The 23,398-nt window shown below is 68.1% G+C and carries 22 protein-coding genes; 15 read left to right on the forward strand and 7 right to left on the reverse strand.

Features of this window, described 5'->3' with window-relative positions:
* Window positions 1-108: 108 nt before the first annotated feature.
* The 7 genes from PMI12_RS08670 (at window position 109) to PMI12_RS08700 (ending at window position 7,367) form a co-directional block, all read left to right on the forward strand.
* Window positions 109-1,026 (forward strand): DMT family transporter, encoded by a 918-nt coding sequence (locus tag PMI12_RS08670; protein ID WP_007831137.1) that lies wholly within the window; start codon window positions 109-111, stop codon window positions 1,024-1,026.
* Between the two features lie 40 nt (window positions 1,027-1,066).
* Window positions 1,067-1,975: a sulfurtransferase gene (locus tag PMI12_RS08675; protein ID WP_007831138.1), complete on the forward strand. Its 909-nt coding sequence runs from the start codon at window positions 1,067-1,069 to the stop codon at window positions 1,973-1,975.
* A complete protein-coding gene (locus tag PMI12_RS08680) occupies window positions 1,972-2,571 on the forward strand; it encodes a DUF2796 domain-containing protein (protein ID WP_007831140.1) in 600 nt (199 codons plus the stop codon). The genes PMI12_RS08675 and PMI12_RS08680 overlap by 4 nt, the downstream gene beginning before the upstream one ends.
* 4 nt (window positions 2,572-2,575) lie before the next feature.
* Complete coding sequence (locus tag PMI12_RS08685; protein WP_042673075.1) at window positions 2,576-3,322, forward strand: ABC transporter ATP-binding protein; 747 nt, start codon at window positions 2,576-2,578, stop codon at window positions 3,320-3,322.
* Entirely contained in the window at window positions 3,319-4,581 is a 1,263-nt protein-coding gene (locus tag PMI12_RS08690) for an ABC transporter permease (RefSeq protein ID WP_007831144.1), read from the forward strand. Before PMI12_RS08685 ends, PMI12_RS08690 begins: the two co-directional genes overlap by 4 nt.
* Window positions 4,582-4,584: 3 nt before the next feature.
* Entirely contained in the window at window positions 4,585-5,220 is a 636-nt protein-coding gene (locus PMI12_RS08695) for a DUF3299 domain-containing protein (protein ID WP_007831145.1), read from the forward strand.
* A 167-nt stretch (window positions 5,221-5,387) separates the two neighbouring features.
* Window positions 5,388-7,367, forward strand: coding sequence for a DUF3300 domain-containing protein (locus PMI12_RS08700; RefSeq protein ID WP_007831146.1), 1,980 nt, complete (start codon window positions 5,388-5,390; stop codon window positions 7,365-7,367).
* A 42-nt stretch (window positions 7,368-7,409) separates the two neighbouring features.
* On the opposite strand, the gene PMI12_RS08705 is transcribed toward PMI12_RS08700, so the two are convergent.
* Both PMI12_RS08705 and PMI12_RS08710 read right to left on the reverse strand, forming a co-directional pair.
* On the reverse strand, window positions 7,410-8,615 hold the full coding sequence (locus PMI12_RS08705) for a M20/M25/M40 family metallo-hydrolase (RefSeq protein WP_272943557.1): 1,206 nt from the start codon (window positions 8,613-8,615) through the stop codon (window positions 7,410-7,412).
* A 23-nt stretch (window positions 8,616-8,638) separates the two neighbouring features.
* Window positions 8,639-9,352: a helix-turn-helix domain-containing protein gene (locus PMI12_RS08710; RefSeq protein ID WP_007831148.1), complete on the reverse strand. Its 714-nt coding sequence runs from the start codon at window positions 9,350-9,352 to the stop codon at window positions 8,639-8,641.
* 202 nt (window positions 9,353-9,554) lie between these two features.
* Between PMI12_RS08710 and PMI12_RS08715 the strand changes: the two genes are divergently transcribed.
* The 8 genes from PMI12_RS08715 to PMI12_RS08750 are packed head-to-tail and all read left to right on the forward strand — an operon-like array spanning window position 9,555 to window position 19,240.
* Window positions 9,555-10,712, forward strand: coding sequence for an NAD(P)/FAD-dependent oxidoreductase (locus PMI12_RS08715; protein ID WP_007831149.1), 1,158 nt, complete (start codon window positions 9,555-9,557; stop codon window positions 10,710-10,712).
* A 45-nt stretch (window positions 10,713-10,757) separates the two neighbouring features.
* Complete coding sequence (locus PMI12_RS08720) at window positions 10,758-12,209, forward strand: M81 family metallopeptidase (RefSeq protein ID WP_007831150.1); 1,452 nt, start codon at window positions 10,758-10,760, stop codon at window positions 12,207-12,209.
* A gap of 46 nt (window positions 12,210-12,255) precedes the next feature.
* Complete coding sequence (locus tag PMI12_RS08725; protein ID WP_007831152.1) at window positions 12,256-13,848, forward strand: ABC transporter substrate-binding protein; 1,593 nt, start codon at window positions 12,256-12,258, stop codon at window positions 13,846-13,848.
* Between the two features lie 18 nt (window positions 13,849-13,866).
* Window positions 13,867-14,802 carry an ABC transporter permease gene (locus tag PMI12_RS08730; RefSeq protein ID WP_007831166.1) on the forward strand — a complete coding sequence of 312 codons (936 nt, stop codon included), beginning with the start codon at window positions 13,867-13,869 and terminating at the stop codon, window positions 14,800-14,802.
* A gap of 24 nt (window positions 14,803-14,826) precedes the next feature.
* Window positions 14,827-15,720 carry an ABC transporter permease gene (locus PMI12_RS08735; RefSeq protein ID WP_007831169.1) on the forward strand — a complete coding sequence of 298 codons (894 nt, stop codon included), beginning with the start codon at window positions 14,827-14,829 and terminating at the stop codon, window positions 15,718-15,720.
* Between the two features lie 10 nt (window positions 15,721-15,730).
* Entirely contained in the window at window positions 15,731-16,771 is a 1,041-nt protein-coding gene (locus tag PMI12_RS08740; protein WP_007831171.1) for an ABC transporter ATP-binding protein, read from the forward strand.
* Window positions 16,768-17,766, forward strand: coding sequence for an ABC transporter ATP-binding protein (locus PMI12_RS08745; RefSeq protein WP_007831172.1), 999 nt, complete (start codon window positions 16,768-16,770; stop codon window positions 17,764-17,766). Before PMI12_RS08740 ends, PMI12_RS08745 begins: the two co-directional genes overlap by 4 nt.
* Window positions 17,767-17,782: 16 nt before the next feature.
* Window positions 17,783-19,240, forward strand: coding sequence for an N-acyl-D-amino-acid deacylase family protein (locus PMI12_RS08750; RefSeq protein ID WP_007831174.1), 1,458 nt, complete (start codon window positions 17,783-17,785; stop codon window positions 19,238-19,240).
* 10 nt (window positions 19,241-19,250) lie between these two features.
* Here PMI12_RS08750 and PMI12_RS08755 read toward each other — a convergent pair whose 3' ends face one another.
* The 5 genes from PMI12_RS08755 to PMI12_RS08775 all read right to left on the reverse strand — a co-directional run bounded on the left by PMI12_RS08755 (window position 19,251) and on the right by PMI12_RS08775 (window position 23,333).
* Entirely contained in the window at window positions 19,251-19,463 is a 213-nt protein-coding gene (locus PMI12_RS08755; RefSeq protein ID WP_007831182.1) for a hypothetical protein, read from the reverse strand.
* A gap of 118 nt (window positions 19,464-19,581) precedes the next feature.
* The gene (locus PMI12_RS08760) at window positions 19,582-20,472 is read right to left on the reverse strand and encodes a ZIP family metal transporter (protein WP_007831184.1); all 891 of its coding nucleotides are present in this window, start codon (window positions 20,470-20,472) and stop codon (window positions 19,582-19,584) included.
* 108 nt (window positions 20,473-20,580) lie between these two features.
* Window positions 20,581-21,477, reverse strand: coding sequence for a dienelactone hydrolase family protein (locus PMI12_RS08765; RefSeq protein ID WP_007831187.1), 897 nt, complete (start codon window positions 21,475-21,477; stop codon window positions 20,581-20,583).
* Window positions 21,478-21,580: 103 nt separating this feature from the next.
* Entirely contained in the window at window positions 21,581-22,330 is a 750-nt protein-coding gene (locus PMI12_RS08770; protein WP_007831190.1) for an aspartate/glutamate racemase family protein, read from the reverse strand.
* 112 nt (window positions 22,331-22,442) lie between these two features.
* Complete coding sequence (locus PMI12_RS08775) at window positions 22,443-23,333, reverse strand: transporter substrate-binding domain-containing protein (protein WP_007831192.1); 891 nt, start codon at window positions 23,331-23,333, stop codon at window positions 22,443-22,445.
* Window positions 23,334-23,398: the final 65 nt, after the last annotated feature.

Below are 23,398 nucleotides of genomic sequence, written 5' to 3' on the forward strand. Positions count from 1 at the left end.
GCGGAACCGGCTTTGCCGGGCCGCTGGTGTTGCCCCCGGTGAGGGGGTAGGAGAAGCGACACGAAGTGCGCGAAGCCTGGGGGAGAGTAGATAGTGCAAGCGCTCTGGATGGTGCTCGGCGCCTTTTTGTTCGCCACGATGAGCGTGGTCGTCAAGGTGGCCTCGGCGTGGTTCAACAGCGGTGAGATGGTGCTGGGCCGCGGCCTCATCGGCATCGTCTTCCTCTGGCTCCTGGCCCGCAACCGCGGCGTCTCCCTGGCCACCCGCTACCCCGGCATGCACGCCTGGCGCAGCACCATCGGCGTGGTCTCGCTGGGCGCGTGGTTCTATGCCATCGCCCACATGCCGCTGGCCACCGCCGTCACGCTCAACTACATGAGCAGCGTGTGGGTCGCGGCCTTCCTCGTCGGCGGTTCGCTGCTGGCGTGGGTGCCGGTGCCCGGGCGCGACGGGCGCGTGGAACGCCCGCCGCTGCAGGGCGCGCTGGTGCTGACCGTGCTGGCGGGTTTCGCGGGCGTGGTGCTGATGCTCAAGCCCAGCGTCAACGCCAACGAAGGCTTCGCGGGCATGCTGGGCCTGCTGTCGGGCCTCACGGCCGCCTTTGCCTACATGCAGGTGGTGGCGCTGTCGCGCATCGGCGAGCCCGAACTTCGCACGGTCTTCTACTTCGCGGTGGGCTCGGCCGTGGCCGGTGGCATTGCCACGGCGACCACCGGGTTTTCGGACGGCGGTGCATGGACGTGGCAGCATGCGCTGTGGCTGCTGCCCATTGGCTTGCTGGCCGCCCTCGGACAACTCTGCATGACCCGCGCCTACGCAACCGCCAAGACCGCAGCCGGTACGCTGGTGGTGGCCAACCTGCAGTATTCGGGCATCGTGTTTGCTGCGTTCTACAGCGTGGTGCTGTTCAACGACCGCATCGATGCCACCGGCTGGGCCGGGATGGCGCTCATCATCGCGAGCGGCATTGCTGCAACCGTGTTGCGACAGCGGGCGGTGCCCAAGGCGCCGGCCGAAGAGCACTGAACGACATAAATACATTCTCGATTTCGAAGGAGCACACGCCATGTACACCACCCTCATCTCCGTCGAACAACTCCAGCAATTGCAAGCGGGCGACACGCCCTTGATGGTGTTCGACTGCAGCTTCGACCTCATGAAGCCCGAAGCGGGCGCACAGCAGTACGCCGCCGCCCACATTCCGGGCGCCCTGTACGCCAACCTCGACACCGACCTCAGCGCCAGGCACGGCGTCCCGGGTGCACACGGCGAGGTGGTGGTGGCGCAGGAAGACGGCGTGCCCGCATCGGGCGGGCGCCACCCGCTGCCCAGCCGCGAAAAGTTCGCGGCGTGGCTGTCGAGCATCGGCTTCGCCAACGGCATGCAGGCCGTGGTGTACGACCGCAACGGCGCCAACTACTGTGGCCGCCTGTGGTGGATGCTCAAGTGGATGGGCCACGAGGCTGTGGCCGTGCTCGACGGCGGCCTGCAGGCCTGGCAGGCCGCGGGCGGCGAAGTCACCGACCGCGAGGAGCCCGCGCGCTTCCAGTCGAACTTCGTCGCGGGCGAGCCCATCGCGAAGCTCGTGACCACCGACACCGTGGTGCGCCGGCTCGGCCAGCCTGACCAGAACCTGATCGATGCACGCGCTGGCGCACGTTACCGCGGCGAGGTGGAACCTCTGGACCCGATTGCCGGTCACATCCCCGGGGCCCTCAACCGGCCCTTCGCCGACAACCTCGGCCCCGACGGCAAATTCAAGCCGGCATCGCAATTGCGTGCCGAGTTCGAAGCGCTGCTCGCGGGACGCGAAGCGGCGACCGTCGTCCACCATTGCGGCAGCGGCGTGAGCGCCGTGCCGAATCTGCTCGCCATGCAGATCGCGGGGTTCGGGACGACCGCGCTCTATGCCGGCAGCTGGAGCGAATGGAGCAACACGCCGGGGCTGCCGACCCGGCAAGGCGCTGAACCATGACATTGATGACGACGAGTCGACCATTCCGGAGCTTCCAACGCACCGCGGGACTCGCAATCGCCGCCGCGCTCTTCGCGGCGGCCCCGTTCCTCCCGGCACAGGCCCAGCAGCAGCACGCCCACGTGCACGGCCAGCTCAAGCTCGACGTGGCCGTCGACGGCCCCACGGTGGTGATCGACATGGAGTCGCCCCTGGACAACATCATCGGCTTCGAACGCGCACCCAAGACCGATGCCGAGAAGAAGCTCGTCGAAGAGGCCGTCGCCCAGTTGCGTGCGGCCGACAAGCTCTTCATCGTCGACCCCGCCGCCAACTGCAAGCTCGGACCAGTCGACCTGCGCTCAGGCGCGCTGGGCCTGGGCAACCCCGACCCCGCCGAGCCCGTCGGCCACGCCGACCTCGACGCCACCTTCTCCTTCAACTGCACCAACGCGGCCGCCGCGAAGTTCATCGACCTCAACCTGTTCGGTGCATTCAAAGGCTTGCGCCAGATCGACTCGCAGATTGCCACGGCGCAGGGACAGTTCAAGCGCCAGCTGAAGCGCCCTGCCGGTGCGCAAGCCGCCCAGCCCGTCCGCCTGAGCTGGGGCAAGTAAAGCTGTGAGTACCTCCCTGCAGGCCGAGCCGTCGCCCTTGCGCGTCGTGCTCGCAGCCGAAGCATTGCGCTTCGCATGGCCCCGCGTGAAGAAACCGTGCATCGACATCGAGGCCTTTCGCATCACCGCGGGCGAATCGGTGTTCCTGCACGGCCCGAGCGGCTGCGGCAAGAGCACGCTGCTGTCGCTGCTGGCCGGCGTGCTGGTGGCCGACGAAGGCCGGGTCACGCTGCTCGGGCACGACTGGTCGAAGCTCTCGGGCGCCGCACGCGACCGCAGCCGCGTGGCCCATGTGGGCTACATCTTCCAGCAGTTCAACCTGCTGCCGTACCTGAGCGTGATCGACAACGTGCTGCTGCCCTGCCGCTTCTCGCAGCGGCGCGAGGCGAATGCATCGCGCAACGGCAGCTCGCGCGACGAGGCCGAGCACCTGCTCGACCAGATGGGCCTCGACCGCAATCTGTGGAAGCGCCAGGCCGTTCAGCTGTCGGTCGGGCAGCAACAGCGCGTGGCCGCCGCGCGCGCACTCATCGGCCAGCCCGAGGTGGTGATTGCCGACGAGCCCACCTCCGCGCTCGACGAAGACCGGCGCGAAGCCTTCCTCGACGTGCTGCTGACGGCCTGCGCCGAGCACCACAGCGCGCTGGTGTTCGTGAGCCACGACCAGCGCATCGCGCAGCGCTTCGCGCGGCATGTGCTGCTGCCCGAGATCAACCGTGCGGCCACCAGCGCGATGGCGGTGGACGCATGAAGGCACTCTTCTCCATTGCATGGCACAGCGCCTGGAACCGGCGCTTCACGCTCGCGCTCACCGTGTTCTCGATCGCACTGTCGACCTTTCTTCTTCTGGGTGTCGAACGCATCCGCACCGAGCTGCGCGAGAACTTCTCATCGTCCGTCTCGGGCACCGACCTGATCGTGGGCGCGCGCACCGGCTCGACGCAGTTGCTGCTGTACTCGGTGTTCCGCATCGGCGCGGCCACCAACAACATCTCGTGGAAGAGCGTGCAGGCCCTGTCCGCGCACCCGGGTGTCGACTGGGTGGTGCCGCTGTCGCTCGGCGATTCGCACCGCGGCTTCGCGGTGCTGGCCACGTCCACCGACTACTTCACGCACTTCCGCTACGGCGACAGGCAGACGCTGAAGCTGCGCGAAGGCAAGCCCTTCAGCGAGCTGTTCGATGCGGTGGTGGGCGCCGAAGTGGCCGACAAGCTCGGCTACCGCGTGGGCCAGAAGATCACCCTCGCCCACGGCAGCGGCGAACTCAACGTGGCCGAGCATGCGGACAAGCCCTTCACCGTGGTGGGCGTGCTCGCGCGCACCGGCACGCCGGTCGACCGCACGGTGCACATCGGCCTCGCCGCGATGGAGGCCATCCACCTCGAATGGGTGGGCGGCGCGCCGATGCCGGGCGTGCACATTCCGGCCGAGCAGGTGCGCAAGTTCGACCTCACGCCCAAGAACGTGACGGCCGCGCTGGTGGGCCTGAAGAACCGCGCCGCGGTGTTCGGCTTGCAGCGATGGATCTCGACCTATACCGGCGAACCGCTGATGGCCATCCTGCCCGGCGTGGCGCTCGACGAGTTGTGGAGCGTGATCGGCATCGGCGAGAACGCGCTGCTGCTGATGTCCGCGCTGGTCGCGCTGGTCAGCCTCGCGGGGCTGGTCTCGGTGGTGATGGCCGGCCTCAACGAACGCCGCCGCGAACTCGCCGTGCTGCGCGCCGTGGGCGCTGGCCTGCGCCATGTGCTGGCGCTGCTCGCGCTCGAAGGCGCGATGGTCACCGTGCTCGGCGTGGCCTTCGGCGTGGTGATGGCTGTGCTGGGCATCACCCTGCTCTCGCCATGGCTGCAGTCGCAGTTCGGACTGACACTGAGCCTCTCGGAACCTACACTGAACGAATGGCTGCTGATGGCAAGCCTGCTGGCGGCCGGATGGCTGGCAAGCCTCTTGCCCGGCATCCGCGCCTACCGCCTCTCCCTTGCCGACGGCCTCTCACCGAGAATTTGAATCATGCCCATCGCACACACGACGTCCAAAAGCAAAGCTTTCATCCGGCTTTCGATGCTGCTCGCAGGCACCGGCCTTGCCGCCGCCGCCTGGGCCGTGGAGCCTGCACCCAAGGACACCACCGCCACCAACCCGCTGGGTGGCAAGGCAACGCCAGCCGCGCCCAAGGCCGTGCCGGGCCAGCCGCGCCAGATCACCTGGGAAGAACTGGTGCCCAAGGACTGGGACCCGGCGAAGGAATTCAAGGGCATGGACCTGAGCGCGCTCGACGACGGCGACCCGCGCGCCAACGAGATGCTCATGAAGATGCAGGAGGTGTCGAACAACGCGCCGACCAATCCCGCGATGAACGGCACCGAAGTCAGGATCCCCGGCTTCATCGTGCCGCTCGAAGAGGCCAAGGGCGAAGTCACCGAGTTCCTGCTGGTGCCTTACTTCGGCGCCTGCATCCACACGCCGCCGCCGCCGGCCAACCAGATCCTGCACGTGGTGCCGCAGAAGGGCGCCAAGTTCCGCGCCATGGACACGGTATGGGTCACCGGCAAGCTGCAGACCCTGCGCAACGATTCGATGATGGGCGTGAGCGGCTATCACGTGAGTGCCACCAGCGTCACCAAGTACACGGGCGGCGCCAAGTAGCCGCAGCAAGGCAGCGGCCTCCTGGCCGTGTGGTTCTGCGCCGACAGGCTTGACCGCGCAGAACCGACACAGACCGTTGCATCCGGGGCGCAGGCTTTGTCATCGCCTGCCGCCGCGCACCGTTGAAAGAGTTCCGGGCCGACGCCGGCGCCCACATGGAACTCCAGATGACAAAAACCCATCGCCCAACGGTCCCGCGCCTCCTGACGATTTCGGTGTGCATCGGCGCACTCGCCATCGCAAGCTGCGACAAGCCAACCAGCACGCCAACCGCCGCCGTCGACCCCGCCGCATCGTCCATTCCCGCGCCGTCGGTGCCGCAGAACAACGCGCCTGCAGCCGTGCCAGTGGCCTATGTGCCACCCTCGGCCGACCAGCTCTACCAGATGGTCGCGCCCATTGCGCTGTACCCCGACAAGCTGGTCGCGCAGATCCTGGCCGGCGCCACCTACCCCGAGCAGATCACCGCCGCGCACGACTGGCTCGCGCAGAACCGCGGCCTCAAGGCCGGACCGCTGGCCGATGCGGCCAACCAGCAGCCCTGGGACCCTAGCGTGAAGTCGCTCACCGCCTTCCGCAGCGTGGTCGACCAGATGGCCGCCAACATCCCGTGGACCGAGTCGCTGGGCAAGGCCTACTACAACGACCCGACCGACGTGATGAACGCGATCCAGGTCATGCGGCAACGCGCGGCCAAGGCCGGCCGGCTCAAGAACAACGACAAGCTGCGCGTGGTCAGCGCGGCGACGCCCCAGAACTACGCGCCCGCGCCCGATTCACAAGCCGCGTACTACAGCGGCCCCGCGGTGATCGAACCGCCGCCGCAATACATCACCATCGAGCCCGTGCAGCCCGACGTGGTGTATGTGCCGGCCTATGACCCGCAGGTGATCTACGGCACGCCGCAGCCGGTGTACCCCGGCTATGCGTATGCGCCGCCGGTCGAGGTGGCGCCGGGCTACAGCCAGGGCCAGATGATTACGGCCGGCGTGCTCGCGTTCGGCGCTGGCGTGGTGGTCGGTGCCGCGCTGGAGCGGCACGACTGGGGCTGGCATTCGTGGAACATGAACTGGGGCGCGCCGGGTTGGCACGTCCGAGACCGTGGCGCCCCCCCGCCCCCGGCCTACCGCCCGGCCGTGGTCTACAACAACAACACCTACATCTCGCGCTCGACCACGGTGGTCAACAACGTGAACGACGTGCGCACCGTCTACAACAACAACGGCGGCGCACCGCGCGGGCTGCCGGCCGGCGCCGCGGCACCCAACTTCGCGGCCGCTCCGGGCTTCGCGCCGCAGCAGCAACAGCAGATGCAGCAGCAAGCCGCGCTGGCCCAGCAGCAACAACAGCAGGCCCGCCAGCAGGAGGCCCTGCTTCGCCAGCAGCAGATGCAGCAACAGGCGCAGCAGCGCTCGCAGCAACAGGCGCAACAACAACAACAGGCGCAGCAGCTTCACGCGCAGCAACAGCAGCAGGACCAATTGCGTCGACAACAAGCGCAGCAGGCAGAACAACAGGCGCATCAGCAGCAGCACCCGCCGGCGCGCCTCGCGGGCCAACCGCCGGGAGCACAGCAGCAGCAGCAACAGGCGCAGTTGGAGCAGTCAAGACGCCAGCAGATGCAGCAACAACAGCAGGCACAACAGCAAGCGCGAGCGCAGCAGCAGGCCCAGTTGCAGCAACAGCAACAACAGGCGCAGGTCCAGCACCAACGGGAACAGCAGCAACAACAGGCGCAGAACCAAGCACGCCAGCAGCAGCAGGCACAGATGGAGCAAATGCGTCAGCAGCAGGCGCACCAGCAACAGCTGCAACAGCAGCAACAACAGGCCCAGATCCAGCACCAACGGGAACAGCAGCAACAGGCGCAGAACCAAGCGCGCCAGCAGCAGCAGCAGGCACAGATGGAGCAGATGCGCCAGCAACAGGCGCAACAGCAAGCCGCGCACCAGCAACAGCAGCAACGGGCGATGCAGATGCAACAGCAACGCCAACAACAACAGGCGCAGCAACAGCAGGCAGCGCAGCAGCACGCCCAGCGACAGGCGCAACAGCAACAACAGCGCGTGGCCGCGGCGGCAGCAGCAGCAGCGGCCCATCGCCCGCCCCGTCACGGCGAACCAGGGCAGCCGCAAGAGCGTCCCTGAGCGGCGAGCCGGCTAACGCATGCCGGCTCTTTTCAGAACCTGTCAGTTCTTGCCGATTTCGGTCAGCAGCCGCGTGACGAGGTAGATGCGCGGCACGATCGAATCGACTTCGATGTACTCGTCGCGTGCGTGATAGCCGAAGCCCGCGAGGCCGAAGCTCTCGACCACCGTTGCCTTGCCCGAACGGCCCGCGTAGCCCGCATCGGTGCCGCCGCCGGTCGTCGGCGTCAGCGCGAGCTCGCGGTCGATTTCCTTGTAGATGGCCTGCGCCTTCTCGGCCAGCGCGCGGCCCTTGTCGCCCGCGATGAAGGCCGGGCGGCCCACTTCCACCTTCACCGTGGTCTCGGTGTCGGGAATCAGCTTGCCGGCGGCGATCTTGGCCTGCAGCGCTTCGTTGAGCTTCTTCTCGGCGCCCGGCTGCGTGATGCGGATGTCGCCCAGCGCCTGCGCCTTCTCGGTGATCTGGTTGATGGGGCCGGTAGCGCGTGCCACGGTCCAATTGAGCGTCACGCCGGGAATGTCCTTGGCGAGGTCCCTGGTCTGCAGCATCTGGTACGACAGTTCGTACAGCGCGTTGCGGCCCAGTTCGGGCGCGGCACCGGCATGCGCGGCGCGGCCCTTCACCTCCATCGTTGCCTGTGCGATGCCGGCCGCGCCCAGGAGCAGCGACTCGCCCTTGGCCACCGATTTCGCCACCGTCGGTTCAAAAGACAGCACCGTGTCGTGCTGGTCGGCCATGGTGGCGATCAGTTCGCCGGAGCCGACCGAGCCCACTTCCTCGTCGGGATTCATCAGCACGGTGAGCGTGTCGTAGTCGCGCCAGCCGGCGTCGGCCAGGATCTTCAGCGACGCCAGTATCACCGCGAGGCCGCCCTTGTCGTCGGCGATGCCGGGGCCGTAGATGCGGTTGCCGTCGACCTTGTAGGGCTGGCTGTTCAGGATGCCGGGCGCGTACACCGTGTCCATGTGACCCTGCAGCATGATCTTGCGCTTGCCCGTGCCCTTGAGGGTGCCGATGACGAGGTCGGCGCCCGCGCCGGCCGTGGCCTTGCGGCGCTCGGTCTTGAAGCCGGCGGCCTTCAACCGCCCTTCCACCACGTCAGCCATCTTGAGCAGGCCCTCGACGTTGAGGCTGCCCGAATCGATCAGCACCATCTCCTTGAGGTTGTCGATCACGGCGGGCTGCGCCTTCTCGGCGGCGGCGAGCATAGCGGGGCAAGGCGCCGGCCGCGCGCAAATCGGAGACACCCGGCGCCGTGCGAGAACGCTGCTCAGCGCTTGGCGCGAGCCGCGGTCTTCTTCGCGGCCCCGGTCTTGCGAGGCGCCTTCAACGCAGGCGCCTCGCGCGCAGATTGCATGTGCCCGCTCTCGCCGATGGTCATGCCCACGATGCGCGCAAGCTGGCGGCTCACGCTGATGTAGGCGTGGCCCAGGCGGCTGTCGAAGTACAGCGAGTCGCCCTTGGCCATGCGCACCACCTCGCCGTTGTCGAAGTGCACCTCGATCTCGCCCGACAGCACATAGGCGAACTCCTCGCCGCCGTGCCGCACGAAGTCTTCCGGGCCGTGGATCTTTCGCGCATGCACCGTGCCGACGATGGGGCTCATCTGCTTGCCCGCCGCGGTGGTGCCGAGGAACTCGTAGGCGATGGAAAGCCCCTTGTAGACCACGCCCTTGCCCGCGCGCGTGACCACCGGCCCGTCGAGCTGCGCGGGCTTGACGCCGGCGCCCGCGAACATGGCGTTCATGTCCATCTCCAGCGCGCGGCCCAGCGCCGTGAAGTTCTCGTAGCCCAGCGCGAGCTGGCCGCGCTCGGCGCGCGAGATGGTGGTGATCGACACGCCCGAGCGCTCCGCGAGCTGCGCCAGCGTCCAGCCGAAGCGCTTGCGCGCGGTGCGCAGGCGGTTGCCGAAGGTGGCGCGGTCCAGCGTGGGCGGCTCGTCCCCGGGCTTCGCTCCCGTCTTGGTCCCTGTGTGTGGATTCACGCTTGGCTTTCTCCTGTGGTGCCGGAGATTCTGCCAGCCGGGGCGCGCGCCATCCATGCCAACCCGCGTGACTCAGGCGCGAAAGTTGCGTATACGCAAATTGCGTGAACGCAAATTTCACCAGCACGGTGCATCATGGTTTCCCCTTGGCATCTCTGAATTAATTTGCGTATCCGCAAAATTCTTCCTACACTTTTCGTCGATGACTTCCAGCACTGCAGAGCCCATCGTGGCTGACTTCCTCGTGATCGGCGGCGGCATCGCCGGGGCCTCGGTGGCCCACTGGCTCGCGCCGCACGCCCGCGTGATCCTTCTCGAACGCGAATCGCAACCCGGCTACCACTCCACCGGCCGCTCCGCCGCCCTCTTCATGGAAAGCTACGGCACCGCGCAGGTGCGTGCCCTCACCATGGCGAGCCGGGCCTTCCTCGAACACCCGCCCGAAGGCTTCAGCGAGCACCCGCTGCTCACGCCCCGCGGCGCGATGATGGTCGCGGGCGCCGACCACATGGCCGAGCTCGAAGCCCACTGGCAGGTGCTGCGCGACATGAACACCGGCGCCTCGCGCCTGAGCGGCGAAGAGGCGCGCGAGATGGTGCCGGCCTTGCGCCCCGAGCAGGTGCAAGGCGCCGTCTACGAGCCTGATGCGTCCGACATGGACGTGCACGCCATCCACCAGGGCTATCTGCGCGGCATGCGGCGCGCGGGCGGCAAGCTGGTGTGCGATGCGGGCGTGACGGCCATTCAACGTGTGGGCGACCGCTGGCGAGTGGAAGCCGGCGGCGCGATGTACGAAGCGCCCGTGGTGCTCAACGCGGCCGGTGCATGGGTCGACACCATCGCGCGCATGGCCGGCGTGCCGCCGCTGGGCATCGAGCCGCGCCGGCGCTCGGCGTTCATCTTCGCGCCACCCGATGGCCAGAGCGTGGCGCACTGGCCCATGGTGTTCGGTGCCAACGAGGGTTGGTACATCAAGCCCGATGCCGGCATGCTGCTCGGCTCACCGGCCAATGCCGATCCGGTCGAGCCGCAGGACGTGCAGCCGGAGGAGATGGACATCGCCATCGCCATGCATCGCATCGAGGAAGCGACCACCCTCGCCATCCGCCGCCCCACGCGCACCTGGGCCGGCCTGCGTTCCTTCGTGGCCGACGGCGATCTCGTCGGCGGCTTCGAACCCGGTGTGCCCGGCTTCTTCTGGGTGGCCGCGCAGGGCGGCTACGGCATCCAGACATCGGCCGCCATGGGCGAGGCCTGCGCCGCGCTGGCGCGCGGGCTGCCGCTGCCCGAGCGCATCGCCTCCTTCGGGCTCACGGCGGAAATGCTGGGCCCGCAGCGGCTGCGCGCGGCCGCGGGCTGAGCCCGACCCGCCTCCGACAACAAATCCACCCCACGAGGTCCGACCATGCGCGTCTTCAGTGCTTCCCTTGCCACCGAAACCAACACCTTCGGTCCGATGCCGACAGGCCTCGCCTCCTTCAAGGACCGTGGCTACTTCCCCGCCGGCAAGCACCCCGAGGCGATGACGCTGTTCTCGGGCCCGCTGTGGGCCGCACGCATGCGCGGCGCCGACAAGGGCTGGACGCTGTTCGAAGGCATGGTGGCCGGCGCGCAGCCCAGCGGCACGACCACGCGCCACGCCTATGAGACGCTGCGCGACGAGCTGCTCGACGACCTGCGCGCGGTGCTGCCGGTCGACATGGTGCTGCTCGGCCTGCACGGCGCGATGGTGGCCGACGGCTACGACGACTGCGAGGGCGACCTGCTGGCGCGCGTGCGGCAGATCGTCGGCCCCGACGTGGTGATCGGCGCGGAGCTCGACCCGCACAACCACCTCACGCCGGAGATGATCTCCAACGCGAACGTGATGATCTCCTTCAAGGAGTACCCGCACACCGACGTACTCGAGCGCGGGCTGGAGCTGGTCGACATCTGCGCCGCCACGGTCGAGGGCAAGGTGCGGCCGGTGCCCGCGGTGGTCGACTGCGACATGATCGTCACCGTCCACACCTCGCGCCAGCCGGCGCGCGGCTTCGTCGAGCGCATGCAGTCGCTCGAGGGCAAGAACGGCGTGCTCTCGGTCTCGCTCACGCACGGCTTTTCGTGGGGCGACGTGCCCGAGATGGGCACCAAGGTGCTGGTCTACACCGACGGCGACAAGGCCCAGGCCGACCTGCTGGCGCGCCAGCTCGCCGACGAGGTCATCGCCATGCGCGACGGCCTCACCGTCAACTACCCAGGCATCGATGCATCGCTGGACGAGGCCCTGGCCTTCGACGGCGGCCCGGTGGTGATCTCCGACGGCGCCGACAACCCCGGCGGCGGCGCGGCCAGCGACTCCACCTTCATCCTGCGCCGCATGGTCGAGCGCGGCATCACCAATGCGGCGCTGGGCCCGCTGTGGGACCCGATCGCGGTGCGCATCGCCTTCGACGCGGGCGTGGGCGCGAAGCTGCCGATGCGCCTCGGCGGCAAGATCAGCCCGCTGTCGGGCGACCCGCTCGATGTCGAATGCACCGTGAAGGCGCTCAAGCACGACCTGGTGATGACCGGCCTGGCCGGCACGCCCACGCTGATGGGCGACAGCGCGCTGGTCGAGGCCAACGGCATCGAGATCGTGCTGATCACCCTGCGCAACCAGGCGATGGGCACCGACCTCTTCACGCAGCTGGGCTGCGACCTCGCCGCCAAGAAGATCATCGTCGTGAAGTCTTCCCAGCATTTCTACGCGTCGTATTCCAAGGTGGCGAAGCACGTCATCTACGCAGGCGCACCGGGCGCCGTCACGCTCGACCTGAACACGCTGCCGTATCGCAAGGCCCGCCTGCCGAAATGGCCGATCGGCGTCGCGGCCTGAGCCCTTCCTTCTTTTTTTGCTGCCTGCCCTCACCGGAGAACCGACGATGAAACGACGGACGCTTGGCGCTCTCGCCGCCTTGGCCCTTTCCACCGCCTTCGCGGCGAGCCTTCCCGCGCATGCCCAGACGCCGCAGCCCAAGACGCTGAAGGTGGTGGCGCATGCCGACCTGAAGATCCTCGACCCGACCTTCACCACCGCCTACATCTCGCGCAACTTCGGCTACATGGTCTACGACACGCTCTTCGCGCAGGACGCGAACGGCAAGCCGCAGCCGCAGATGGTGGAGAAGTACACCGCCTCGAAGGACGGCAAGCAGTGGAGCTTCACGCTGCGCCCCAACCTCAAGTTCTCCGACGGCAGCGCCGTCACCTCGGCCGACGCGGTCGCCTCGCTGCAACGCTGGGCCGCACGCGACAGCCTCGGCCGCGCCATGACGGCCAGCGGTGCCGAGTGGAAGGCCACCGACGCGCGCAGCTTCACGCTCACGCTCAACGAGCCCTTCGGCATGGTGCTCGACGCGCTGGCCAAGCCCTCGGGCTTTCCGCCGGTGGTCCTGCCCGAGCGGCTGGCGAAGATGCCGGCCACCGCGCCGCTCACCGAAGTGCTGGGCTCCGGCCCCTTCGTCTTCAAGCGCGACGAATGGGTGCCGGGCAACAAGGCGGTGTTCGTGCGCAACCCCAACTACGTGGCACGCAGCGAGCCGCCGAGCGGCCTGGCCGGCAGCAAGAAGAGCAGCTTCGATCGCGTCGAGTGGCTCTACCTGCCTGACGCCAACAGCGCCGTGGCCGCCCTCAAGCGCGGCGAGGTCGACATCATCGAGCAGCTGCCGCCCGACTACATCGCGCCGCTGCGCACCGACACGGGCGTGAAGATCGGCTCCGGCGGCGCCTACCAGGGCTTCCTGGTGATGAACCAGCTGCATCCGCCCTTCAACAACCCGAAGGTGCGCCAGGCGCTGCTGCAGGCCGTGAGCCAGGAGCGCTTCATGGCGGCCATGGGCTTCCCGCTGGACATGCGCATGGCCTACTGCGCCACCTACTTCATCTGCGGCAGCCCCAACGACACCGCGGCCGGCGCCGAGCCCTACCGCAAGGCCGACGTCGCCAAGGCCAAGAAGATGCTCGCCGACGCCGGCTACAAGGGCGAGAAGGTGGTGCTGCTGGTACCCAGCGACGTGCCCTACCTGAACGCCGAGGCGCTGATGGCCGTGCAGACCATGAAGAGCATCGGCCTGAACGTCGACGCCCAGACCATGGACTGGGCCTCCATCGGCGCGCGCCGCGCCAAGCGCGACGCTGGCGATGCCGGCGGCTGGAACATGTACGTCACCGTGGCCGGCGAGTTCGACGCCAACTCGCCCATCAGCAACGCCTACCTGAGCGCGGCCTGCGGCAACACCCTGCCCGGCTGGCCCTGCGACAAGCCACTGGACGAACTCCGCACCGCATGGCTGAAGGAAACGGTGCCCGCCAAGCGCAAGGAACTGCTCGACGCGTTCCAGGCCCGCGCCTACGAGGCCGTGCCCTACATCAACGCAGGCCAGTACTCGGCCGCCTTCGCGGCGCGCACCAGCCTGAAGGGGCTGGACAAGCTGTGGTCCGGCATGCCGACAGTCTGGGCGCTCGACAGGCAATAAGGATTCGAGGGCACCGCCATGGGCTACATCGTTCGACGCTTCATCGCGACCCTGCCCGTCATGGCGGTGGTGGCCGTGGTGGTGTTCCTGCTGATCCATCTTTCACCGGGCGACCCGGCCGCGCTCATCGCGGGCGACCTCGCCACGACCGAAGACATCGAGAAGCTGCGCGCCGCGCTCGGCCTGAACCTGCCGCTGTGGCAGCAGTTCGGGCTGTGGATCGGCAAGCTCTTCACCGGCGACCTCGGCACCTCGATCTTCACGCAGATGCCGGTCACGCAGCTGCTGGGTCAGCGGCTGGAGCCGACCGTGTCCATCGCCGCACTGACGATGCTCATCACGCTGGTGGTCTCGGTGCCGCTGGGCACGCTCGCGGCCTACCGCGCGGGCAGCTGGATCGACCGGCTGGTGATGCTGTTCGCGGTGCTGGCCTTCTCGGTGCCGGTGTTCCTCGTGGGCTACCTGCTGGTCTACAGCTTCGCGATCCAGCTGCCGTGGTTTCCGGTGCAGGGCTACGTGCGCTTCGCCGAGGGCCCGGGCGAGTGGCTGCGCTCGCTGGTGCTGCCTTGCGTGAACCTGGCGCTGGTCTACATCGCGCTGGTGACACGCATGACGCGCGCCACCGTGCTCGAGGTGCTGCACGAGGACTACATCCGCACCGCCCGCGCCAAGGGCCTGGGCGTGCTGCCGGTGCTGGGCCATGCGCTGCGCAACGCGGCCATTCCCATCGCCACCACCGTGGGCGCGGGCATCGCGCTGCTGATCGGCGGCGTGGTGGTCACCGAGACGGTGTTCGCCATTCCGGGCGTAGGCCGGCTGGTGATCGACTCGGTGCAGCGCCACGACTACCCGGTGATCCAGAGCGTGCTGCTGCTGTCGGCCGGGGTGTACGTGCTGATCAACCTGCTGATCGACCTGAGCTACCGCCTGTTCGATCCGCGCATCCAGTACTGAACAAACATGTCCACGGTCCTCCCCATGAGCGAGATCGACGCGCCCGCCCCCACGGTGCCGGATGCACACGGCGACACCCCCTTCGTGCCGCCGCGCTGGCGCTGGGCGCGCAAACACCCGACGCTGATCATCGGCGCACTGCTGCTGATCCTGATGGCAGCCCTCTCCATCGGCGCCCCCTGGGTCGCCACGCACGACCCGCAGGACATCGACCCTCTGATGCGCATGCAGCCGCCGTCGGGCGAGCACTGGTTCGGCACCGACGCGCTCGGCCGCGACGTGTTCAGCCGCGCCGTGTGGGGCGGACAGGTGTCGATGATCGTGGGTGCCACGGTCGCGGTGCTGGCCACTTTCTTCGGCGTCGTGCTCGGGCTGGTGTCGGGCTTCGTGCGCTGGGCGGACGGTCCGATCATGCGGGTGATGGACGGGCTCATGGCCATCCCCGGCATCCTGCTGGCCATCGCGCTGATGGCCGTGACGCGCGCCAGCCTGACGACGGTGATCGTCGCCATCACCGTGCCCGAGATTCCGCGCGTGGTGCGGCTGGTGCGTTCGCTCGCGCTCACGCTGCGCGAACAGCTGTATGTGGAGGCCGCGCACGCGGTCGGCACGCGGCTGCCGATGATCCTGCGGCGCCACGTGCTGCCGAACATCGTGGCGCCGCTGGTGGTGCAGGCCACCTTCGTGGCGGCGGCGGCGGTGCTGACCGAGGCGGCGCTGTCGTTCCTCGGCGTGGGCGTGCCGTCGCAGACGCCGAGCTGGGGCAACATGATGGCCGAGGGCCGCAACTTCGTGGCGGTGGCGTTCCACATCATCCTGTACCCGGGCCTGCTGCTGGCGGCCACGGTGCTGGCCATCAACCTGCTCGGCGACGGCCTGCGCGATGCGCTGGACCCGCGCCTGGCGCGGCAACTGTGAAGGGCATGCCATGACGATCACCATGTCCCACACCGCACTTGCCCCCGGCGAGCCGCTGCTCGAAGTCGACAACCTGCGCACCCATTTCCACACGCTGGCGGGCGTAGTGCGCTCGGTCGACGGGGTTTCGTACACCGTGCGCGCGGGCCGCACGCTCGGCGTGGTCGGCGAATCGGGCTGCGGCAAGAGCGTGACCGCGCTGTCGATCCTGCGGCTGGTGCCGACGCCGCCGGGCCGCCACATGGGCGCCGTGCGGCTGCGCGGCACCGACCTGATGCAGCTCAGCGAACGCGAAATGCGGCAGATCCGCGGCAACCGCATCTCGATGATCTTCCAGGAGCCGATGACATCGCTGAACCCGGTGCTCACCGTGGGCCGGCAGATCGCAGAGACGGTGCAGCTGCACCAGAAGGCCAGTCGCGCCGACGCCATGAAGCGCGCGGTCGAGATGCTGCGCGTGGTGCAGATCCCCGAGCCCGAGCGCCGCGTGAACGAGTACCCGCACCAGCTTTCGGGCGGCATGCGCCAGCGCGTGATGATCGCGCTGGCCCTGGCCTGCAACCCAGAGGTGCTGATCGCCGACGAGCCGACGACCGCCCTGGACGTGACCATCCAGGCGCAGATCCTCGACCTCATCAAGCGGCTGCAGAAGGAGCTGGGCATGGGCGTGGTGATGATCACGCACGACCTTGGCGTGGTGGCCGAGAGCTGCGACCGCGTGGTGGTCATGTACGCCGGAAAGAAGGTGGAAGAAGCCGACGTCATCGACCTGTTCGACCGCCCGCTGCATCCCTACACCCGCGCACTGATGGCCTCGATGCCCGCGATGAACACCGCGAGCACGCGGCTCACCGAGATTCCGGGACTGGTGCCGGCCGCGCACGAGCTGGGCCGGGGCTGCGCGTTCGCCGCGCGCTGCAGCCACGCGCGTGAACGCTGCCGCACCGAAACGCCGAAGCTGGTGCCGCAGGAGGGCGACCACGTGGTGGCCTGCTTCGCCGTCGAGGAACACTGGGCACAACCGGCCGGCGCCGAGGAGATGGCCGCATGACGACAGCAGCAACAACGACCGCACCGCTGCTGCAGGTGCGCAACCTGCGCAAGCACTACACCACGCCCAAGCGCTGGCTGCGGCCGGCCCGGCCGCCGATCCAGGCGGTGGATGGCGTTTCGTTCGACGTCGCTCGCGGCGAAACGCTATCGCTCGTGGGCGAATCGGGCTGCGGCAAGACGACCACGGCCAAATCGGTGCTGCGGCTGGTGGAGCCCAGCGCGGGCTCGGTGCAGCTCGAAGGCGAGGAGCTGCTGACGCTTTCCTCGAACGAGATGCGCATGCGCCGGCGGCAGCTGCAGATCATCTTCCAGGACCCGTACGCCTCGCTGAACCCGCGCCTGACGGCCGGCGATATCGTGGCCGAGCCCATGCGCAACTTCGGCACGGGCGCGGCGGCCGAGCGGCGCGAACGGGTGCAGTGGCTGTTCTCGCGCGTGGGCCTTCGGCCGGAAGCGGCGAAGAAATTTCCGCACGAGTTCTCGGGCGGGCAGCGCCAGCGCCTGGGCATCGCGCGGGCGCTGGCGCTGAACCCGAAGCTGATCGTGTGCGACGAGCCGGTGTCGGCGCTCGACGTGTCGGTGCAGGCTCAGGTCGTCAACCTGCTGATGGACCTGCAGGCCGAGTTCGGCATCGCGTATCTCTTCGTGGCGCACGACCTTGCGGTGGTGCGGCACATCAGCCATCGCGTGGCGGTGATGTACCTCGGCCACATCGTGGAGATCGCCGACCGCGACGCGCTGTTCTCGGCGCCGCTGCATCCGTATACCGAGATTCTCCTGTCGGCCGTGCCGGTGCCCAACCCGCGCACGCCGGCGCGGCGCATGCTGCTGCAGGGCGATCCGCCGAGCCCGGCGAACCCGCCTTCGGGCTGCCGCTTCCACACCCGCTGCCCGATGGCGCAGGCGGTGTGCAAGGAGAAGGCGCCCGAGCTAGGCGAGCGGCCGTCGTCGTCCGCGAACGGAAGCCATCTGGTCGCCTGCCATTTCCGCTGAAGAAAGGATTTCTCCCGTGTCCGAAAAGCCACCTCACTACGAACTTCTGATCCGCGGCGGCACCGTGATCGACGGCACCAAGGCGCCGCGCTTCGATGCAGACATCGGCATCGTCGGCGACCGCATCGTCGCCATCGGCAAGCTCGCGGGCCACACGGCGGAACAGACGATCGACGCCACCGGCCGCATCGTCGCCCCGGGCTTCATCGACTCGCACACGCACGACGATCAGGCCGTGCTTTCGCAGGCGCAGATGCCCTTCAAGGTGTCGCAAGGCGTGACCACGGTGGTCGCGGGCAACTGCGGCATCAGCGCCGCGCCGCTGCGCGCCGACATGGACCTGCCCATGCCGCTGAGCCTGCTCGAGTCGCCCGCGGAAGGCCGCTTCACGAGCTTCGCGGCGTACCTCGACGCGCTGCGCGCCACGCCGTCGTCGGTGAACGTGGCCGCGATGGTCGGCCACTCGACCCTGCGCGCCGTGGCCATGGCCGACCTCGACCGCCCCGCGAACGACAGCGAGATCGCAGCCATGCAGGCGCTGGTCGAAGAAGCGATGCAGGCCGGCGCCATCGGCATGTCGACCGGCACCTTCTACCCGCCCGCCGTGAAGGCGACGACCGAGGAAATCATCGAGGTTGGCCGCCCGCTCACCGCACGCAAGGCGCTGTACGTGACGCACATGCGCGATGAGAGCGACCGCGTGATGGAGTCGCTCGAAGAGACTTTCCACATCGGCCGCGCGCTCGACATCCCGGTGGTGGTGTCGCATCACAAGGTGCAGAACACGCACAACTTCGGCAAGACGAAAGTCACGCTGCCCTTCATCAGGGAGGCGATGCAGCACCAGTGCATCGGGCTCGACTGCTATCCGTACACGGCGGGTTCCACCATGATCCGCACCGACCGCGGGATGATGGAAGGCCGCGTGCTCATCGCGTCGAGCGTGCCGCATCCCGAGTGCGCGGGCCGCGACCTGAAGGACATCGCCGCCGAATGGGGCGTGTCGGGCGAAGAGGCAGCGAAACGGCTGCAGCCCGGCAGCGCCATCTACTTCATGATGGACGAGGACGACGTGCAGCGCATCCTCGCCTTCGACGAGACCATGATCGGCTCCGACGGCATTCCGCTGGGCGAGAAGCCGCATCCGCGCCTGTGGGGCACCTTCCCACGCGTGCTTGGCCACTACAGCCGCGATGTCGGCCTGTTCCCGCTGGAGACGGCGGTGTGGAAGATGACCGGGCTCACGGCCCGCAACTTCGGCCTGCACGAGCGCGGCACGCTGAAGCCGGGGCACCACGCCGATGTGGTGATCTTCAACGCCGCGACGGTGCGCGACACAGCGAACTACGAAACGCCGACGCGGGCGGCCGAAGGCATCGACGCGGTGATCGTGAACGGCGCCGTGACCTGGCGCGCCGGCGTGCACAGCGGGGCACGCAACGGACAGGTGATCACGCGGCGCGACGCAGCCTGAGCGAGCGAGGTCAGTCGGGCGCGTTCATGACGCGATCGAATTCCTCGTCGGCCGGCACGTTGTCTGCATCGAGCTCGCTCGCATCGGTGAGGTCGATACCCGTTTCCTCCGACAGGTCGTCGGACACGTCGGCATCCTGCTCCTCGAAGTCATCGGCGGGCATGTCGTCCTCGTCGTCTTCGGCGGGCGCAGCGGATCGCGCGGTGGCGTCGATGGTGTTCATGATCGGTTCCTCGGCAGATTTCTGACAGCCCCCCTATGGTGCGCCTGTTTCGACCGTTGCGGTTCATCCGGCGCGCAGCATCGGTGTCGGGAAGTTTCCTGCAGGAGCTGGAGGACCGTCAGTCCTTGTGCACGTGGCCGTGCTCCCCGTGGCCCGGGTCGTCGTGGCCATGGTCGTGCCCTTGCTCGCCGTGTGCCAGCCGGCTCACGAGCGTGACCAGCACGATGCCCGCGGCCAGCCACAGGATCTGCGCGGCGGTCTGGCGCGCCGGCAGGCGCTTCTGCAGTTGCGGAATCAGGTCGGCCAGCGCCACGTAGACAAAACTACTACTAGCCAGCACCAGGAAGTACGGCAGCCAGCTGTGCAGCTGATCGATCAGCCACCAGCCCGCGATGCCGCCCAGCGCGGTCATGGTGCCGGCCAGCGACACCTTCACCAGCGCTGCGCGCTGGTTGGCCGAACTCTGGCGCAGCACGACGAGGTCGCCGATGTGATGCGGAACTTCGTGCGCCAGCACCGCGATGGCGGCGACCAGGCCGAGGCGCAGGTCGGCGGTGAAGGCCGAGGCGATCAGGATGCCGTCGCCGAAGCAGTGCACGCTGTCCCCCGTGAGCACGGCCCACCCGCCGGTGCGGGGCCCGTGGTCGTGTGCATGAGCGTGCGAGTGCTCGTGGCCATGGTCGTGGCCGTCGTGCCCGCCCTTCTCCTCGCCATGGTGATGCTCATGCCCGTGGTGCCACAGCTCGGCCTTGTCGAGCAGGAAGAAGAACACCAGCCCGAACAGCAGCACGGCGAACAGCAGCGCCGGCTCGATGCGGCTTTCGAAGGCTTCGGGCAGCAGGTGCATGAAGGCAGTGGCCAGCAGCGCGCCGGCCGCCAGGCTCAGCAGGTGCTGCGGGTTCACGCCGCCCGACCCGCTGCGCACACCCACCTTCAACAACAGGGCCGCGAGCCAGACGCTCCCGATACCGGCAACCAGGGTCGCCGCGATGATGACTATCAAATTCATAGCTGGGCTTGCACAAGAAGAGCGGCCGTCAGGGCCGCATACCGTTCATAAAAAGAGAAAGGCCGTCACGCGGACGGCCTTCGGCGGGGTGGCTACAAGGCGCCGTCTTCAGGCGACGCCATTGGCTTTGAACCAGGCCGTGGCGCGTTGCCAGCCGTCTTCCGCCGCGCTCTTGACATAGCTCGGGCGGTAGTCGGCGTGGAATGCATGGCCTGCTTCGGGATACACGACGAAGCTCGACGCCTTGGCCGCCGGGGTTCCGGTGGCCAGAGCTGCTTTCATCTTATCAACCGTGTCAAGAGGGATGCCCTGGTCTTTTCCACCGTACAGGCCGAGCACCGGCGCCTGCAGGCCGGCGGCGATGTCGATCGGGTGTTTCGGCGTCAGTACGCTGGCCTGCCCGACCAGCCGGCCGTACCAGGCCACGCCCGCCTTGACCTTGCCGGTGGCGGCATAGAGCCAGACGATGCGACCGCCCCAGCAGAAGCCGGTGATGCCGGCCTTGCCGGTGTCGCCGCCGTTGGCCCTGGCATAGGCCAGCGCGCCGTCGAGGTCGGCCATGACCTGCGCGTCGGGCACCTTGGTGACGATGTCGGCCTGCAGCTTCGGAATGTCGGTGTAACCGCGCGGGTCGCCCTGGCGCGCATACAGCTCGGGAGCGATGGCCATGTAGCCGAGTTGGGCGAAGCGGCGGCAGGTGTCGGCGATGTACTCGTGCACGCCGAAGATTTCCTGGATCACCAGGATCACCGGCAGGCCGGTCTTACCTTCTGGCGCGGCCGCGTAGGCGGGCACCTCGAAGCCGTTGACGGTGTACTTGATGGGGCCGGCCTTCAGGCCTTCGGCCGTGGTGCTGATGGCGGTCTGCGCCATCACCGGCAACACGGCAGCCGCGTAGCCCACGCCGATGGCGGCCTTGAGCGCGGTGCGGCGCGTGGCGCCCTGCCCGGTGCTCTCGCCGGGGCGAAGCGAATCGAAGTCGGAACGGCTGTCGTCGAGGGACATGGGAAGGGCTCCAGTTGAATCGTCGAACAATGGGGCGTGGCGCCATGGAAAACGCACGCCGCAATGTAGGCGAAATCGGCCCTGCCCCTCCAAGCCCTGAAATTCAGTGGGGTTGGTGCGACGCGTACGCCCGGCACGCCAGCGCAGCGGCCAGCACCTGCGCGGGATCGACCAGGTCCAGCCCGGCCACGGCCGCAGAGCCTTGCAGCCCCAGCGGCACCTCGGTGCAGCCCATGATGATGGTGACGGGGCCGTGGCGTTCGGCGAGCTTCAGGGCCACCTCGGAGAAGCACTGCTCGGCGAGCGGCATGTTGCCGGCCTTCACGCCGTCGAAGATGCCCCGCATGATGGTCCGGCGCTCCTCGGGCAGCGGCACGTGGCAGCCCAGGCCCGCGTCGGCCAGCGCCTGTTCGTAGAGCCGCACGCGGTAGGTGCCTTCGGTGGCCATCAGCGCCACGCCGGCCGCGCCCTGCTCGGCCACGTGGCGCGCCGTTTCGCGCGCCATGTGCAGCAGCTCGACCTGCGGAAAACGCTCCTGCAGGTTGGCGTGCCAGGCATGCGCGGTGTTGCATGCAATGGCGACGGCCCTGCTGCCCAGCGCGGCCAGGCGGCCCAGCGCCTGCAGCATCGGTTCGAGCGGCTGATGCGCGCCCTGCTCGGCCGAAGCCAGCGCGTCGGTGCGGTCGGGCACCGGCACCTGCGCGAGCCAGTGCTCGGGAAAGGCCTGGTCGCGCACCGGCTCGCCGCGCGAGCGCATCTGCTGCGCGCAGGCCTGCACGAAGAGCCGCACGAAGTCAGCGCCCGCCGCGGGGCCCATGCCCCCCAAGATGCCTACAACGTTCGTCGAAGCCATGATCTTTCTCTTTTCAGGAATACCGCGGAACCGGCTTTGCCGGGCCGCTGGTATTGCCCCCCGGTAGGGGGTTGGCGAAGCGACACGAAGTGCGCGCGGCCTGGGGGCGAGCTCAAGTAGCGGGCTTGTCGCTGAGGGCCTTCAGGTTTTCCTTCAGCTGCGGGCTCATCGGCAGGTTCAGCGGCACGTTCTTCGGCGGGATCGGCTGCATGAACCACTTGTTGTAGAGCTTCTCGAACTCGCCGCTCTTCATCATGCCGGCGAAGGTGTCGTCCACCAGCTTCTTGAAGGCCGGGTCGTCCTTGGGCAGCATGCAGGCATAGGGCTCGACCTGCAGCGGCTCGCCCACCACCTCGAAGTCGGCCGGCGTCTTGGAATTGGCGATCAGGCCGAACAGCAGGATGTCGTCCATGGCGAAGGCCACGGCGCGATCGCTTTCCACCAGCAGGAACGAATCCGCGTGGTCCTTGCCGAGCACGATGTCCATGCCAAGGTTCTTCTCGGTGTTGTACTTGCGCATGACCAGCGCGTTGGTGGTGCCGGTGGTGCTCGCCACGGTCTTCTTCGCGAGGTCGGCGTAGTCCTTGATCTTCGAAGACTTCTTCACCAGCAGGCGCGTACCGGTATAGAAGTGATTGATGGCAAAGGCCACGTCCTTGCCGCGTGCGGAGTTGTTGGTGGTGGAGCCGCACTCCAGGTCGACGGTGCCGTTGGTGATCAGCGGAATGCGGTTTTGCGAAGTGACGGGCATCAGCGCGACCTGCAGGTTGGGCTTGTTCAGCTTCTTCTTCACTGCTTCGACCACAGCGTTGGAGAGCTCCACCGAAAACCCGATCGGCTTGTTGGGGCCATCGAGATAGCTGAAGGGCACCGACGACTCGCGGTAGGCGAGCGTGATCTTGCCGGACTCGGCGATCTTGGCGAGCGTGTCGGCGGCCTGCGCGCCCGTGGCGGTGAAAAGCACCGCGGCGGCCATCGAAGCCATCAGGACGGAAAGTTTCATTCGAGCCCTCATTCGGTTGGATTGAACAGGCGGCCAGTGTAGGAAGGAGTGACGCAAAGCGACAA

It is taken from the genome of Variovorax sp. CF313, from assembly GCF_000282635.1.
In the GTDB taxonomy this organism is placed as follows: domain Bacteria; phylum Pseudomonadota; class Gammaproteobacteria; order Burkholderiales; family Burkholderiaceae_C; genus Variovorax.